The 15,439-nt window shown below is 72.6% G+C and carries 12 protein-coding genes; 6 read left to right on the forward strand and 6 right to left on the reverse strand.

The genetic code is table 11. The features are described from left to right. Positions 1–30: 30 nt before the first annotated feature. Positions 31–1,851: a tetratricopeptide repeat protein gene (locus tag AB0B96_RS25400; RefSeq protein ID WP_362902398.1), complete on the reverse strand. Its 1,821-nt coding sequence runs from the start codon at positions 1,849–1,851 to the stop codon at positions 31–33. 414 nt (positions 1,852–2,265) lie between these two features. Here AB0B96_RS25400 and AB0B96_RS25405 point away from each other — a divergent pair, with 414 nt between their 5' ends. Continuing rightward, entirely contained in the window at positions 2,266–3,822 is a 1,557-nt protein-coding gene (locus tag AB0B96_RS25405; protein WP_362902400.1) for an MFS transporter, read from the forward strand. A gap of 118 nt (positions 3,823–3,940) precedes the next feature. Beyond that, positions 3,941–4,714 carry a DoxX family membrane protein gene (locus AB0B96_RS25410; protein ID WP_362902402.1) on the forward strand — a complete coding sequence of 258 codons (774 nt, stop codon included), beginning with the start codon at positions 3,941–3,943 and terminating at the stop codon, positions 4,712–4,714. A 120-nt stretch (positions 4,715–4,834) separates the two neighbouring features. Here the strand turns inward: AB0B96_RS25410 and AB0B96_RS25415 are convergent, their stop codons facing one another. Continuing rightward, positions 4,835–5,182 (reverse strand): helix-turn-helix domain-containing protein, encoded by a 348-nt coding sequence (locus AB0B96_RS25415; protein WP_350945934.1) that lies wholly within the window; start codon positions 5,180–5,182, stop codon positions 4,835–4,837. 41 nt (positions 5,183–5,223) lie between these two features. Here AB0B96_RS25415 and AB0B96_RS25420 point away from each other — a divergent pair, with 41 nt between their 5' ends. Then, positions 5,224–5,937 carry an NAD(P)-binding domain-containing protein gene (locus AB0B96_RS25420; RefSeq protein WP_362902404.1) on the forward strand — a complete coding sequence of 238 codons (714 nt, stop codon included), beginning with the start codon at positions 5,224–5,226 and terminating at the stop codon, positions 5,935–5,937. 147 nt (positions 5,938–6,084) lie between these two features. Here the strand turns inward: AB0B96_RS25420 and sthA are convergent, their stop codons facing one another. The 3 genes from sthA to AB0B96_RS25435 form a co-directional block, all read right to left on the reverse strand. Continuing rightward, positions 6,085–7,488, reverse strand: coding sequence for a Si-specific NAD(P)(+) transhydrogenase (gene sthA / locus AB0B96_RS25425; RefSeq protein WP_350945932.1), 1,404 nt, complete (start codon positions 7,486–7,488; stop codon positions 6,085–6,087). A gap of 293 nt (positions 7,489–7,781) precedes the next feature. Further along, positions 7,782–8,027 carry a hypothetical protein gene (locus AB0B96_RS25430; RefSeq protein ID WP_362518789.1) on the reverse strand — a complete coding sequence of 82 codons (246 nt, stop codon included), beginning with the start codon at positions 8,025–8,027 and terminating at the stop codon, positions 7,782–7,784. 221 nt (positions 8,028–8,248) lie between these two features. Then, on the reverse strand, positions 8,249–11,791 hold the full coding sequence (locus AB0B96_RS25435) for a WD40 repeat domain-containing serine/threonine protein kinase (RefSeq protein ID WP_362902406.1): 3,543 nt from the start codon (positions 11,789–11,791) through the stop codon (positions 8,249–8,251). A 74-nt stretch (positions 11,792–11,865) separates the two neighbouring features. Here AB0B96_RS25435 and sigJ point away from each other — a divergent pair, with 74 nt between their 5' ends. Then, on the forward strand, positions 11,866–12,759 hold the full coding sequence (sigJ, locus tag AB0B96_RS25440; protein WP_362902408.1) for an RNA polymerase sigma factor SigJ: 894 nt from the start codon (positions 11,866–11,868) through the stop codon (positions 12,757–12,759). Continuing rightward, complete coding sequence (locus tag AB0B96_RS25445) at positions 12,756–13,220, forward strand: carboxymuconolactone decarboxylase family protein (RefSeq protein ID WP_350945928.1); 465 nt, start codon at positions 12,756–12,758, stop codon at positions 13,218–13,220. The genes sigJ and AB0B96_RS25445 overlap by 4 nt, the downstream gene beginning before the upstream one ends. 605 nt (positions 13,221–13,825) lie before the next feature. Here AB0B96_RS25445 and AB0B96_RS25450 read toward each other — a convergent pair. After that, on the reverse strand, positions 13,826–14,503 hold the full coding sequence (locus AB0B96_RS25450) for a GntR family transcriptional regulator (RefSeq protein WP_362902411.1): 678 nt from the start codon (positions 14,501–14,503) through the stop codon (positions 13,826–13,828). A gap of 127 nt (positions 14,504–14,630) precedes the next feature. On the opposite strand from AB0B96_RS25450, the gene AB0B96_RS25455 reads away from it, so the two are divergent. Continuing rightward, positions 14,631–15,434, forward strand: coding sequence for an FAD binding domain-containing protein (locus AB0B96_RS25455; RefSeq protein WP_350945925.1), 804 nt, complete (start codon positions 14,631–14,633; stop codon positions 15,432–15,434). Positions 15,435–15,439: the final 5 nt, after the last annotated feature.

The raw sequence follows: 15,439 nt of genomic DNA on the forward strand, positions 1-15,439 counted from the left end.
AGGACGGTCCCGCGCTCCGGGGAGGACCCCTCAGCCGCGGCGGGCGCGGCCCTGGTGGCGGCCGGGATACTCGCCGACCACGACCTCCTTGGGGGTGATTCTCAGCAGGTCGGCCTCGGTGTCGCCGACGGCGACGCCCCGTACCTCGGCCCAGAACCGGCGGTCGAGCGGGTCGGCGACGAAGACCGCCACCCTGGGGTCGCGTTCGGCGGCCTCCCAGGCGTCGGAGGCGGCGATCAGGCGCAGCTCGCCGCTCGGGCCGACCGAGCTGACCGCGCCGACGGCGAGCGCGCGCGGACCGCTGGGATCGGCGTACGCGAGCACCACCCCCCGCGCGTAGGTGAAGGCCGCGCGCACCTCCCCGCTGAGACCCACCGGCGCTCCCGCGTCGCCGGGGAGGCGGCTTCCGCAGCCGTCGCACATGACCAGCGAGGCCCGCCACGGCCCCGGCGCGCCGTGCCACCACGCCCGCACCGACCTCGTGGCGAATACCGCCACCGGTACGGCGAGCAGCGCGATTCCCGCCCACCAGGCCCACTCTCCCGGCGGGTCGAGCCCGAGAGCCGGTGCCGCCCCGGCCACGCCGAGCAGGATCGACGCCGAGGCGGACAGCGCCAGGACCGCCACCAGCGCGCGGTCGGAGGCCGACGCGCGGGCGAGCCCGAGGGGCGGACCCACCCGGACTCGCAGCCGGCCGAGCGCGAGCGGTACGGCGAGGGCGGCCAGTGCCCAGCTCCGCTCGTCCAGGACGACCACCGCCACCGTGACCGCCGCCGGTACCGACCAGACCCTGACCGCGACGAGCCAGAGCGTCACGTTCACGTCGCGCCTGGCCGTGCGATCGTCGCCCGCGGCGGCGAACTCGGCCAGCGCGCTGACCGGCCGCCCGCGCCATGCCTCGACGAGGACGCGCAGGACGAGCAGGACCATCCCGTTGAGGAGCACCAGTCCGGCGAGACTCGCCCAGAGCGCACCCGGCACCGGGCCGGAGGGGGGTGGTGGGATCTCCGCGGGGAGGATGGCGACGACCGCGACGTACGCGGCCACGGCGACCAGGGTGATCGAGACCGACGTGCTGAGCCACAGGTCGCGGGCGAGCATGCCCGGCACGTACGACCAGAGCCTGACCCGCTGCGCCCGCCTGAGGGTGATCGCCAGGACGGCGAGCAACACCAGGCCGCCGCCGATCCTCGCCACGGAGGCCAGGCCGAACCCGAACTCGGCCGCGCAGACCGCGACGAGGGCGACGGCGAGCAGGATCCGGATCTGCCGCGACCATGTCGCCAGGGCACGTCTGGCCCGGCCGGTCTCGCGGGGGTCGACCGGCCAGGCGGGGTCGTGGTGGGCGCGCGGGCGCTCCCAGCGCAGCCGGGCCAGGCCGAGGTTCACCCTCGCGCCCGGGTGGCCGGGCAGCAGGCGCAGCGCCTCGCGGTAGGCGGCCTCCGCGGCGGCGTACTCACCCCGCAGCAGCGCGAGGTCACCGGCGAGAACGTGCGGGTCCGGCTCCTCCGGCGCGTAGCGTACGGCCCTCGCCGCCTGCGCCCGCGACTCGCGCCAGCGTCCCGGCACCCTGCGCAGCGCGGCCCCCAGCCGCATTCGCGCGGCCCAGGAACCCGGTGCGAGGCGTACGGCCTCCTCGGCCGCGGCCACGGCCTCCGCGTCGCGGCCGAGCCGCTCGAACGCGAGGCTCGCGAGACGGTATCCCCAGTCGGCGCCGGACTCGGACCGGGGGTCGAGGTCCAGCGCCTTGCGTGCGGCCTCCAGCGCGGCCTCGGGCCGGTCACGGGCCAGCCACGCGGCGGCCACCGCGCACCACTGCCGGGGGTCGGCGGGGTCCCGCGGCGGCGGCACGGGCCCCGAGGCGAGGTCGTTCCCTGACCGGGAACCAGGGAGGTCCCGCGGCGACGCGGTGACCCGGCCGAGGGCGTTCCCGGACCGGGAATCGACAGGGTCCCGCGGTGGCGGGATCGAGGCGGGGTCATCCCCGCCGGACCCGCTCACCACGGCGGCTCACGGGCCTCGCGCTGGCTCCCCACGATCGCCATGGTCGGTGCGAGATCACCTTTTGCCTAGATGTCGGTATATGCCTGTATCTCTCTAGAGAGGTCGCTCGCGGCGGCCCGAGAACCGCCGAACACCGCCCTGCTCGGGGCATAAAACGGACATTCCCCTGTGAATCAATCACCCAATGCAGCCCCGGGCACTGCCCGGCTTCGCCTAAGCTGCGACGCATGTTCGTCCAGGCCGACAGATCCTGAGCGGCTCATGACCACCGTCATGGCCAGACGCGCGGCCGGCGACCCACGGGCATCCGGGGCCGGCCGGTGGTCGGTCCTCGCCGTCCTCTGCTTCAGTCTGCTGCTGATCACGGTGGACGCCACGGTGCTGCACATCGCGGTACCGGCGCTGACGGCCGCCCTTGAGCCGTCCTCCGTGGAGCTGTTGTGGATCATCGACGTCTACTCGCTGATGGTCGCGCCGCTGCTGCTCACCTTCGGCACGCTCGGTGACCGCTACGGGCGCAAGCGCCTGGTGCTCGCCGGATACCTGGTCTTCGGCGTCGCCTCGGCCGCGGCGGCGTTCGCGCCGACCCCGCTCGCGCTGATCTCCGCACGCGCACTGCTCGGTCTCGGCGGAGCGATGATCATGCCCGCCACGCTCTCCATCATCCGGCAGGTCTTCACCGACCGGCACGAGCGGGCGATCGCGCTGGGTGTGTGGAGCGCGGTGGCCGCGGCCGGGGCCGCGGTCGGCCCGATCATCGGCGGGGTGCTCGTCGAACACTTCTGGTGGGGCGCCGTCTTCCTGATCAACGTCCCCATCCTGCTGGTCCTGATGCCCGCCGCGGCCAGGATCCTGCCCGAGTCCCGCAGGCGCACCGGTCAGCCGTGGGACGCGCTCAGCGCGGCGCTGTCGGTGCTGGGCATCCTCGGGGTGGCCTTCGGCCTGAAGGAGGCGGGGGCCGGGCATCCGGGCGGGGTGGTGGCGTTCCTGGGCGGGGTCTGGCTGCTGGTGTGGTTCGTCCGCAGGCAGCGCTCACTCGCCGTCCCCTTGCTGGACCTGAGCCTGTTCCGGAGGCGGGCCTTCTGCGCGGGGGTGGGCGGCGTGCTGCTCACGGTCTTCGCCCTGGTCGGGCTGCAGCTCATGCTCGCCCAGTATCTCCAACTGGTCCTGGGTCACAGCCCGATCCAGGCGGCCGTACGGATGCTCCCCCTCATGATCGCCGCGATCGTGGGCGGTCTGGCCGGGGCGCGGCTGCTGCGCTGGTTCGGGCTGCGCGCCACGATGGGCGGCGGGCTGGCGTTGACCGCCCTCTCCCTCGCGCCCACCCTGACCTGGCACACCGAGGGACATCCGGTGGCCCTCGCGCTCTGTTTCATCGGCATCGGCTTCGGCATCCAGGTCACTCTGCTCGCCGCCTCCGACACGATCATGTCCTCCGCCCCCGAGTCCCACGCGGGCGGCGCCGCCGCGATCGAGGAGACCGCCTACGAACTGGGCGCCGGACTCGGCGTCGCGGTGCTCGGCACGATCACCACGGCCGTGTACGCCCCCTCGCTGCCCCCGGTCCACGGTGTCGCGCCCGCGATGATGGAGCAGGCCCGCCAGTCGCTCGCCTCCGCCGCCCACGTGGCGCGGGAGATCGGCGGCGGCGTGGGAGACGCCCTGCTCGACGCGGCCCGCGTCGCGTTCGTCTCCGGTCTGCACACGACGGTGGCGGTGAGCGTGTTCCTGCTCGCCGCCACCGCTCTGGCCGTGACACTCCTGGTGCCCCGCCGCCCCGTCGGCGAAGAGAGGGACGCCCCTCGTGGAGGTTCGTGACGGGTCGCGAGGGTCACCAAGGGTCGCCGAGGGTCGCCGAGGGTTTGGACGGCCCCCGCTCGGTCATCTATCGGTCAAGCATGGGCAGGAACGGGGAATCTAACCAGAATGAGGAACCGTGCGACAAACCCTTCATGATCTTGCTTCCCTGGCCGCCAGACTTGGCGTGGGCGGGATCTTCTTCGCCAACGGCTGGCACAAGCTCGAAGCGGGCCTGAACGCCACAGCCGAGCAGTTCACGAGCCTGGGCGCCTCCGGGCCCTACGTGTGGGCCGCGACCACCATGCTCACGGAACTCATCGGCGGCGCGCTGCTGGTCGCGGGGCTCGCCGTGTCCGCCTGCGGGCTGCTGCTGTTCGCCGAGGCTCTCGCCGTGTTCATCCTGGCCAGCGGCGAGGTGGGCCTGCCGCTCACCGGTGGCGACGCCAAGCTGATCGTGGCCCTTGGCGCGGCCTCCATCCTGCTCGCGGTCGGCGGCGCGGGCCGCCTCTCGGTCGACCACATGGTGGTGATCAAGCGCCGTGAGGCCGAGGCCGCCGAGGACTTCGCCGCCGAGAACGAGGCCCACGACGTCATCGCCTCGCTGCGCGAGCCCGAGACCCACGCGGCGCCCGCCCTCGCCCGTCCCACCTCGGGGAAGAAGCCCGACGAGGCGTCCCCGCCCACCTCAGAGCCGGAGGGATCCGCCTCGGAGAGCGCCACGGACACCGCGGAGTTCCCCGCCGCCCCCCGTCCTCGTACGCGCACCCGCAAGCCTCCGTCCGGCGCCGCGACGTCCACACCCCCGGCGACCCCCGCGACCGCGCCCACACCGGTCGGGCCTCCCGCGCCCGGCAAGACCTCCGACACCCTCGTGGCCGGGAAGAAGGAGCGCCCCTCCTCGGGGAGCTGAACAACCCCGGCGCCCGGTCATCCGGCCGGGCCGCCGAGACCGGGGGTCCTCGATCGGCCACGGGCGCTCCCCGCGGTCATGCCCGGCCCCGCGTCGGCCCCCGCGCGGACCGCCACGACCTCACCCGGTGAGCCCCTCGGCACGGTCCTGGGCGTCGAGGACCTCGTCACCGTGGTCGAAGGCCCACTCGCCGAACGCCCCGATCAGCGGCACCAGCGTCCGGCCCAGGTCGGTGAGCCCGTACTCGACCCTGGGCGGCGCCTCGGCGTAGGCCCGGCGGGAGACGAGGCCGTTGTACTCCAGCCTGCGCAGGGTCTCGGTGAGCACCTTCGCACTGATCCCGCCGATCTCCTCGCGCAGCTCGCCGGGACGCCGGGGACCGGCGCGCAGTGCCCAGACGACGACGGCGTTCCAGGTGTTGCCGATCAGGTCGAACGCGAGCCGGGCGCGGCAGTCGGCGAGGAACACGCCGGGTCCTCCAGTCTCTCCGAGACGTCACGCACCGAACGGTGCCCGATGAATTCTCTACCTTCGTCCCACAGCAGCAGTCGAGCAGGGGAGGACGGATGCGCATCGGCATCCTCGGCGCGGGCCGCATGGCGGACGCGCTCGGAACGCACTGGGCCCGCGCGGGCCACGAACTGACGGTGAGCGGCCGAAACCCGGTCAAGGTCGCCGCCCTGGCGGCCAGGCTCGGGCCCGCCGCGCGGCCGGGCACCTGGGAGGAGGCGGCGGTCTTCGGCGAGGTGACGCTGCTCGCCGTCCGCGACCACGCCGTGACCGAGGTCCTGGAGGCCGCGGGAGGCGGCCGGGGGACGCTGGACGGCCGGGTGCTCGCCGACTGCGTCAATCCGGTCGTCCAGGGACGCTTCACCCTCGCCACCGAGGGCGGCCCCTCGATGGCGCGGCGCGTCGCGGAGAGCACCGGCGCACACGTCGTCAAGGCGTTCAACCTCTGCCATGAGGATGTGTGGCGGATGACGCCGCCCGCCTTCGACGGCGTCCCGCTGGCGGTGCCCCTCTGCGGCGACGACCCCGCCGCGCTGGCCGCCGTACGCTCCCTCGTCACCGATCTCGGGTGCGAGCCCGTCGACGGCGGCGGCCTGGAACGCGCGGGCCTGCTCGAGGCGACCGCGGCGTTCATGATCGGTCTGTGGGTCGGCGGCGCGGACGCCCGTGCGGTGCTGCCACCGCTGAGGTACGCCTTCGGCGATCGGGGCTGACCACCCAGGGCGGATCCACAGGTCGTGACCCGGGTGACCGCGGCGAGGCCGCCGTTCGCGGACCGTGGTTCCCGGCCCGCGAGAACGGCACCGTGGAGAAGCCGCGGGACATCGCGACCCTCCCGTACCGGCCGCGATGTCCCGCGGTCAGAGTTCGAAGCGGGCCACGCGGCGGAGTTTGTTCATGGCGTCCAGTGCGGCGACCTTGTAGGACTCGGCGAGGGTGGGGTAGTTGAAGACGGCGTCGACCAGGTAGTCGATGGTGCCACCGCAGCCCATGACGGCCTGGCCGATGTGGATGAGCTCGGTGGCGCCGGTGCCGAAGACGTGCACCCCGAGCAGGGCGCGGGTCTCCGGGGAGACCAGGAGCTTCAGCATGCCGTACGTGTCGCCGATGATCTGGCCCCTGGCCAGCTCGCGGTAACGGGCGATGCCGACCTCGAAGGGGACGTGGGAGGCGGTCAGCTCGTCCTCGGTGGGGCCGATGAAGCTGATCTCGGGGATGGTGTAGATGCCGATCGGCTGCAGGTGGTGGATGCCGCCCAGCGGCTCGCCGCAGGCGTGGTGGGCGGCGATGCGGCCCTGCTCCATGGAGGTGGCCGCGAGAGAGGGAAACCCGATGACGTCGCCGACCGCGTAGATGTGCGGCACGACGGTGCGGTAGTGCTCGTCGACCTGGATGCGTCCCCGGGCGTCGGCGGCCAGTTCCGCGGCCTCCAGGGCGAGCTCGTCGGTCATGCCGTGGCGTCCGGCCGAGTACATCACCGTCTCGGCGGGGATCCGCTTGCCGCTCTCCAGCACGGTCAGCGCGCCCCGGGAGCGGCGCTCGACGGCGGCGACGGTCTCGCCGAAGCGGAAGGTCACCGCCAGATCGCGCAGGTGGTACTTGAGTGCCTCGACGATCTCCAGGTCGCAGAAGTCGAGCATCCGGTCGCGGCGCTCGACCACGGTCACCTTGGTGCCCAGGGCGGCGAACATGGAGGCGTACTCGATGCCGATCACCCCGGCTCCCACGACCACCATCGAGTCCGGGATGTCCTGCAGTTGAAGGATGCCGTCCGAGTCGATGATGGTGTGGCCGTCGAACTCCACGGTGTCGGGCCGGGCGGGCCTGGTGCCCGTGGCGATGACGATCTTGTCTGCGGTGACCTTGGTCTCGTGGCCGTGCTCGTCGACGACGCCGACCGTGTGCGGATCCACGAAGTGGCCGTGCCCGTTGAGCGTCGTCACGTGGTTGCGCGACAGCTGGCTGCGGATCACGTCGATCTCCCGGCCGATCACGTGCTGGGTGCGGATCCCCAGGTCCGCCGCGGTGATCTCGTCCTTCACCCGGTAGCTCTGGCCGTACATACCCCGCTGGTTGAGACCGGTCAGGTGCAGCACGGCCTCGCGCAGCGTCTTGGAGGGGATGGTGCCGGTGTTGATGCACACCCCGCCGAGCATGTTGCGCCGCTCGACGAGCGCGACACGCCGTTCGAGTTTCGCCGCGGCGATCGCGGCTTTCTGTCCACCCGGTCCGGAACCAAGAACAAGGACATCAAAATCCCTCATAGGCCCCAGTGTGCAGGCAGGAGACGGTCTCAGCCAGACTCACGGAATACCAGATCATGGCAGTCTCGTTAATACCGCCTCACACCGCCACACAGCCGTAATATCCCCAGCGTCCGCGGAGCGGTACGCGCCGTCACCGCGCGCGCCGGGCCGGGACCGCGGCGCGGCGCCGCCCGCCGTCACCGCGCGTCGAACCCGAGCCGCGACGGCACCGGCACCGCGTGGCGCCACGCGCCGTCACACATCGTCGCCGCGTCGGCCGGGGGCGTGACGCGCCGCCGACCTCTCGCGACTCACACCTGCGCGCCGACCCTGTCGACGATCCTGTCCGCCCCCTCCTTCCGCGCGCAGTGGGCGCAGCAGAACCAGCGCCGGTCGGCCTCGACGCCGTGCCCGACGATGCGGACCCCGCAGTGCTCGCAGATCGGCGCCATCCGCTGGATCGCGCACTCGAAGCTGTCGAAGACGTGCACCGTGCCCTGGGCGTGCACCTCGAAGCTCATGTCATAGTCGTTTCCGCACATTTCACAGGTCGCCATGTTTCCCCCCGAAAACTCGTGGCTTTTCCGGTGAGGGTCCTACCCAGGTATCCGCAGGTCAGACAACCCGTGTCGTCGCGACCGCCCTCGCGGGTGAGGTGGACACCACGGGCGTGACAGGCATGGCCGAAACCTCCGCACCGACCGCCCCGGGCCCACGACCGGCTCCCTACCGATCTCGTACGGTCCGCGACGCACCCTGAGAAGACCCTCTTCAGGCTTCAGGCGGGGCAGACGTCCCGGTAGGCCAGATCCCCCAGGTAGGTGCGCCACTCCTCGCGCGACAGGGTGCGGCCCGCACGCTCGCAGACCGCCCGCGCCACCGCCTCGGGCGCGACCGGATACTCGCTCAGGGTGCCGGCCTCGTCGACGGCGACCAGCCGGGCACCGTCGGGGCTGAACGTCAGCGCCCGCAGGTCGCCGGTCTGGGCGACGATCGGCTGGCCGAGGCGGCGCCCGGTCTCGACGTCCCACATCCCCACCGACCGCGCGGTCACCGCCGCGGCGATGAGGTCACCGCGGGGGGAGTATGTCAGGTTGGCCCCCGTTCCCGCTCCGCCCCGGATCACGGCGCCCACCCGCTTCCTGCCCCGGGTCTCCAGCACCGAGATCCGCCCCACCTGGTCGGCGACGGCGAAGCGGTCACCCTTCCGGTCGAAGGCGAGCGCGATCGCCGGGATGCTCGCGGTGGGCGAGCCGTAGGTGTCTCCGAACGGCTCGCCGGTGCCCGCGTCCAGCAACCGGTGCTCACCGCCCACGACCGCGAGCGCCCTGCCGTCCGGGGTGAACACCAACCCGTCGGCGATGCCCTGGGGCCGCGACCAGCGGAGCCGGCCGCTGGGCACGTCCCAGACGTGGATCTCCCCTTCAGGCTCCACCCCGGAGTCGTAGTAAAGGGTGTACGAGGCCACGGCGGTGCCGTCGGCGCTGATCGCCACGGCGGGCACCTGGCCGGCGCGGGCGGGGGTGACGGTGGTGATCCGCTTGAAGGTGGAGGTGTCCCAGACGGTCAGCCGGGAGCTCTCCGCGCCGTTGTTGACCACCAGCCGCCCGCCGTCGGCGCTGAAGACCATCGCGAAGTACCTGTCCGCGCCGCCGGGCCCGATCTTCAGCGAGCCCACGCGTGCGCGACGGCGGACGTCTCGGATCACGACCTCGCCCGCCTCGCCCTCCCTGGAGGCGAGGAGCCGCCCGCCTGGGCTGAATGCCGCCCAGCGGGTCCCCGGGCCCTTCAGCGTGACGGGCCTGGTCAGCGCGGAGACGTCGAGGCTCGTCACCGAGTCCTCCGCGAGGTAGCGCAGGGTGCGCCCGTCCGGGTCGAAGGCCACGACGGGGTCGTAGGCGTCGATCTTCTGGGTGAGCAGCAGCCTGCCGTCCTCGACCCGCCATAGCCGCAGGGCCGTGTCGACCGCCGTGGCCAGGAAGCGCCCGTCGGGACTGAAGACGATTTCGCCGGTCGCCCCCTCCTCGAAGAGCCTGTCCAGCTTCACCCCGGTGGACGCGTCGCGTAGCTCGACGATCCGGCCCCTGGCGACGGCGATGGTCGTGCCGTCGGGGCTGTAGGCCACACTCCTCCGCTCGCAGACGTTGCAGCGGCTCCCCAGCGGAACCTTGCGCAGACCGTCCAGTGCGAAGGCCGCCACATCACCGTTGAGGTCCCAGGACGCGAACCCGCGCCCGTCCGCCGAGATGTCGCTGCCGATGGCTCCCACGACCGGGGAGTGCCTCTGGCCGGTCACGACGTTCCAGACGATGAACCCCTCCCCCTGCCCGACCGTGAGCCAGTCCTCCGACTGCCCGAAGGACGCGGTGGTGTCGCCACCCGCGTTCGGCCCCTGGACCGTGAGGACGGCACCCGTCGGCCTGCCGGTCCGCATGTCCCAGATCCTCAGCCTCAGGCCGCTGATCACGGCGAGCCGGCCGCCTCGCGGGCTCAACGCGATCCCGCGCAGGTCTCCGCCGATCCCGGTGAAGCCCCCGGTGCGCCTGCCGGTCCGCACGTCCCAGACACGCACCTCGCCGTCGCTCACGCTGACGAGCATGCGCCCGTCGGCGCTCAGCGCCCTCAGGGTCTGTATCCCCGTGGCCGGGTCGTGGAAGGCGGCGGACTCCCGCTGGGCCAGCGAACCGGTCAGGCTCGCCCTCGCCTCGGTCACCGGCGCCAGCCGCCAGGCGGCCACGCTGAGCAGCATCGCCGTGACCGGCTCCGAACTGCGGAGCGTCTCCGCCGTCGCGGCGAGCCTGGCGGCCGTCGCCTGGTCGCGCTGGGAGGCGATGACGGCGCTGCGCGCGTCGGCCACCCTGCCCTGCCACACGGCGAACGCCCCGGCGGCCAGCGCGACGACGAGCAGCACGGCCAGCGTGCCGGAGAGCACCCTGCCCCTGCGCGCCCGGCGCCGGGTGAGAGCGGCACCGGCCTCCAGGAAGTCACGCTCGACCGGGCTGAGCGTGATGTTGCGGCGCCCGGTGGCCGCCCAGCGCATCGCGTTCTCCAGGCTGCCGCCCTGGAACAGGTCTCCGTCCCTGCGCCCCTGGACCTGCCAGCGCCGCGCGGCGGTGAGGATGCCCCGGTGCACGGCCAGGCCGTCCAGGTTGGCCTGGACCCACCCGCGCAGCCTGGGCCAGGCCCGCGGCAGCGCGGGCCGCGACAGCCACACCTCCCGGTCGTCGTGAGCCAGCAGGTACGCGAAGACCTCCATCAGGCGCCGTACGGCGGCGGCCTCCCCCTCCCCTCGCCCGTCGAGGAGCTCGCCCCACTGCGCACGGCGTACGACGAGCTGGTCGTCGTCGGTCACGGTGACCAGCCGCAGGAAGATCTCGGGGGCGAGCTCCCGCTCGGCGGGGCCGAGCGCGGCGTAGGCGTCCTCGGCGAGGGTGCCGAGCGCGGGGTCCGTCGAGGTCGCGCGGACCTGGGACCCGGCGTCGCTGCCCACCGCGAGCAGCCTCGGGGTGTCGAAGGTCCTGCCGCCGCTGACCAGGGCGAGCAGCAGGTCCCTCGCGGTCGGCCTGGACTCGGGGTCCTTGGCGAGCGAGGCAGCGACCAACGGCCGCAGGTGCTCGGGAAGCATGTCCAGCTGGGGCTGCACCGACAGCACACGGTGCATGACCCCGCCCAGGCTCTCCGCCCGGAACGGGTCGGCGCCCGTCGCGGCGAAGACCATGATCCCGCCCCAGGCGAAGACGTCGACGGCCGCGGTCGCGCGCAGGCCCATGAAGATCTCGGGGGCCATGTAGGTCGGGGTACCCGCCACCATGCCGGTCGCGGTCAGTGACATGTCCTCGGTGCGGGCGACACCGAAGTCGATCACCCGCGGGCCGTCGGGGCCGAGCAGCACGTTGTCGGGTTTCAGGTCGCGGTGGACGACCCCCGCCTCGTGGACGGCGGTGAGCGCGGTGGCGATCGCGGCCGCGAGACGGTGCAGGTCACCCCCGGTGAAGCGGCGCCCCTCGGCGACGGCCCTGCGCAGGCTGGGCCCCTCCACGTACTCGCTGACGATGTACGGCCTGGGCCCGTCGAGATCGGCGTCCAGCACGCCCGCCGTGCAGAAGGAGGCCACCCGGCGGGCGGCGGCGGCCTCGCGGCCGAACCGGTCGCGCAGCTCGGGGTCGGTCCCCGCGTCACCGTGCAGGACCTTCACCGCGACGCGCGTGCCCTCGGCGTCGTACGCCTCGTAGACCACGCCCTGGCCGCCCGCGCCCAGCCGCCCGGCCAGCCAGTAGCCGCCCAGCCGCTGCGGATCACCATCGATAAGTGCCGTACTCAACTCACGCTCCGTTCTCCGGTGGATTGGACGCCCCGGAGGACGGTGAGGTTCGGGCGATGTCACAGACTCGGGACATGTCTCGTCCTCCTTACGTGAACGGTGACGAAGCTCTCGCGGCAGAGTTCGATGCCATCCGGCCACGGCTGGTCGGCGTGGCCTACGGCCTGCTCGGCAGCGTCGACGAGGCCGAGGACGTGGTCCAGGACGCCTGGTTCCGGCTGGGCAGGGCGGAGCGTTCGGAGATCGGCGACGTGACGGGCTGGCTGGTGGTCACAGTATCGAGACTCGCGCTGGACGTACTGCGTTCGGCGCGCGTGCGGCGCGAGGAGTATGTCGGGCCGTGGCTGCCGGAGCCGGTGGTCGGCGAGGGCGACCCCGCCGACAGGGTGACCCTGGACGAGTCGATGAGCATGGCGATGCTGGTGGTGCTGGAGTCGCTCAGCCCCGCCGAACGCACCGCCTTCGTCCTGCACGACGTGTTCGGGCTGCCGTTCGGGGAGGTCGCGCGCGCGGTCGGGCGCTCGGCCGCCGCGTGCCGGCAGCTCGCCGCCCGTGCCCGCGGGCACGTCGCGGCGCGGGCGCCCCGCTTCGAGGTCGACGAGGCCGAGCACCGCAGGGTGGTCGAGGCGTTCGCGCGGGTCATCCGAGGCGGGGACGGCGACGGCGACATCGACGCGCTGATGGCGCTGCTCGATCCCGACGTGGTGCTGCGCAGCGACGGCGGCGGGGTGGTGGGGGCGGCAAGGCGTCCTGTCCACGGCTCCGAGCGGGTCGCCCGCTTCCTGCTCGGCATCGCCAGGAGGATCGGCCGCGCCGACCGGCTGGCCGTGACCACGGTCAACGGCCGGGCCGGGCTGTTGCGAACGTCGGGAGACGGGCTCTCCGTCTACGGGCTGACCGTCTCCGAGGGCCGGATCACCGGGATCGACATCGTGAGAAACCCGGAGAAACTAAGGAGTGTCCGATGAAGCAGCGGATGAACATCGGCGAACTCGCCCCCGAGGCCTACCGGGCCATGCAGGGGCTGGAGAAATACCTGGCCGGCAGCGGGCTGCCCCACACCACGAGGGAACTGGTCAAGATACGGGTCAGCCAGATCAACGGCTGTGCCTTCTGCGTCGACATGCACGCCCATGACGCGAAGGCGGCCGGGGAGAGTGACGAGCGGCTGTTCTCCGTGGTGGCCTGGCGGGAGGCGCCCTTCTTCAGTGACGCCGAGCGGGCGGCCCTCGCCCTGGCCGAGGAGGCCACCCTGCTCGCCGTCCACGGTGAGAGGGTGCCGGACGCGGTGTGGGAGGAGGCCGCCAGGCACTACGAGCCCGAGGTGCTGGCCGCGCTGGTCGTGACGATCTCGACGATCAACGCGTGGAACCGGATCGTCGTCACCACACGTGTGGTTCCAGGGACCCTGCGTAGCCAAAACGGTTGATCGGGAGGGGTGGGGCGCACTAGGTTTGGCTCGCACGGTTGCCCGTGCGAGCCGGACGCGCGAGCGTCCGGCGGATCGGTGTCACAGGACGCGGAGCACGGCGAGCCGGGGAAGGGGGCGGATCATGCGTCGACCCACTCGGATCATCCGGTGCCGCCCCGCCCGCACCCCGGGCCCGGATCCGCGGCCTCCCTCAGGGCACCCCTGTTGACCTGGTCTTTACGGCAGCCTTATGCGGCGATCTGTAGATACTTCTCATAACGGAACCATCACGCCGGGGGGCTCAATGAAGAGACTTGTGGTCGTGCCACCATATGTCGCGCGGCTGAAGATCAGGGACATTCGTTCCGTGACACGCCGTGGCGCGACCGGTGATGCCAAGGTCGTCGACCTCAGCGCCTACACGGGCCGCAACGTCCTGCGTTTTCCACGGACGAGCGGTCCCACGTCCGCCGCCTGACCCCCGTCACCGTCGGACGACCCCACGTCCGGCCTCCTCGCGAAAGACCCGCCACGGCGGGTCTTTCTTCGTTTCCCCCGTTCGGACCGGTCGGTACCTCCGCCCCGGACGAGGGCTTTCCCCGCGTGTCCACCCGCTCGGTGACTCAACCGGCGGCGGTGTCGCGGACCCGGCCGTGGGCGTCGTGCGGGAGGTCGGCGTAGTGCCACTGGTGGTCGCGGGCGTGCTTGCAGGCCGTCTCCAGGTCGCCGCGCTCGATCACCGCGAGCAGTTCGGCGTGGTCGCGGGCGATCTCGTCGAGGTTCACGCCGGTCGCGAGCATCGTGACCGAGGTGCGCGCCTCGATCTGCAGCCCTTCCCAGGAGAGCCTGAGCAGCTCGTTGCGGGCGGCCTCGACGATGCGCCGGTGGAAGGACACGCTCGCTCGCGTGGACGCCTCGCCGTCGCCTTCCGCGGCGGCGACGCGCATCGCCTCCACGTCCGATGCGAGCGCCTCCAGCGGGACGGTCCCGGCGAGCAGGGCCAGGCGGATCGCCGTCTCCTCCAGCGCGGCCCGCACGACGTAGCTCTCCCTGAGCGTCTCGTGGACGAAGGGGCGCACGAAGGTGCCCCTTCGTGGCTGGGTCTCCACCAGCCGCATGACCTCCAGCTCGCGCAGCGCCTCGCGGACGGGGGCCTGGCTCGTGCCGTACGTCGCCGCGAGACGCGTCTCCACCAGGCGCTCACCGGGTCCGAGCCGGCCGGAGATGATCCGGCTGACCAGTGAGTCGCGGATCTGCCGCGACAACGTCAGCCTCGGCAGCTTGGAGGGCTCCTCGGTCATGGAGCGCATCCTACCGAGCATCGATTCTCGCTCATCGATCTCCTCTTGACTCCGGGGTGACACCCAGCTTACGGTGCCGATAATCAATTATCGATAATTAACCCATTCGTAACGCAGGGGGCCGGACATGATGATCCAGGCAGTCCACGTGCCCGAGTCCGCGGAGGCCGTGGCGGTCCACTCGGCGAGGGGCGGCCAGATCATGGGCGGCGGCACCGTGGTGATGCCGCTGGTCACCGGCGGAGCCGCGCCCGGAGGCGAGCTGATCAGCCTGCGCCGGGCCGGACTCTCGGGGATCGAGGTCCGCGACGGCCAGGCCAGGATCGGCGCGGCGGCCCCCCTGTCCTCCGTCGAGGAGCATCCCGGCCTCGGTTTCCTGCGCCCGGCGATGCGCAGCATCGCCTCCCCCACGATCCGCAACCTGGCGACCGTGGGCGGCAACCTGTTCGTCGAGCAGCCGTACGGCGACCTCGCCGTCTGCCTGCTCGCCCTCGGCGCGGTGTGCGAGATCGCGGGTCCCGGCGGGCGGCGCGAGGCCCCGGTGGCCGACGTGCTCGCCTCGGGAGTCGACCACGGCGAGTTCGTCACGGCGGTGGTGACCGCACTGCCGGAACCGGGAACCTGGTACTACCACAAGGCCATGCGCCGCAGACTGAACTCGGCCTCCATCGTGACCGTCGCGTCCGTGACGCGGACCGAGGACGGCGTGGTGACCTCGACCGTGATCGCCCTCGGCGGCGTCGCCCCGCGCCCGGTACGCGCGGTCTCGGCCGAGCGGCTGCTGCTGGGCCGCCCGCTGAGCCCCGAGGTCCTGACCGAGGCCGGAGAGGCCGCCCGCTCCGACGCGGCGCCCTTCGACGACGCCTACGCCAGCGCCTGGTACCGGGCGCGTGTCCTGCCCGTGCACCTGCGCCGGGCCTTCACCGGCTAACGGTC

The sequence above is a fragment of the Streptosporangium sp. NPDC049046 genome (genome assembly GCF_040649155.1).
Classification (GTDB): domain Bacteria; phylum Actinomycetota; class Actinomycetes; order Streptosporangiales; family Streptosporangiaceae; genus Streptosporangium.

What these genes read in the sequence shown, in the direction of transcription:
- AB0B96_RS25455 (WP_350945925.1), top strand. Translation starts at nt 14,631, where the DNA reads ATGATGATCCAGGCAGTCCACGTGCCCGAGTCCGCGGAGGCCGTGGCG.
- AB0B96_RS25405 (WP_362902400.1), top strand. Translation starts at nt 2,266, where the DNA reads ATGACCACCGTCATGGCCAGACGCGCGGCCGGCGACCCACGGGCATCC.
- sthA (WP_350945932.1), bottom strand. Translation starts at nt 7,488, where the DNA reads ATGAGGGATTTTGATGTCCTTGTTCTTGGTTCCGGACCGGGTGGACAG.
- AB0B96_RS25430 (WP_362518789.1), bottom strand. Translation starts at nt 8,027, where the DNA reads ATGGCGACCTGTGAAATGTGCGGAAACGACTATGACATGAGCTTCGAG.
- AB0B96_RS25450 (WP_362902411.1), bottom strand. Translation starts at nt 14,503, where the DNA reads ATGACCGAGGAGCCCTCCAAGCTGCCGAGGCTGACGTTGTCGCGGCAG.
- sigJ (WP_362902408.1), top strand. Translation starts at nt 11,866, where the DNA reads ATGTCTCGTCCTCCTTACGTGAACGGTGACGAAGCTCTCGCGGCAGAG.
- AB0B96_RS25445 (WP_350945928.1), top strand. Translation starts at nt 12,756, where the DNA reads ATGAAGCAGCGGATGAACATCGGCGAACTCGCCCCCGAGGCCTACCGG.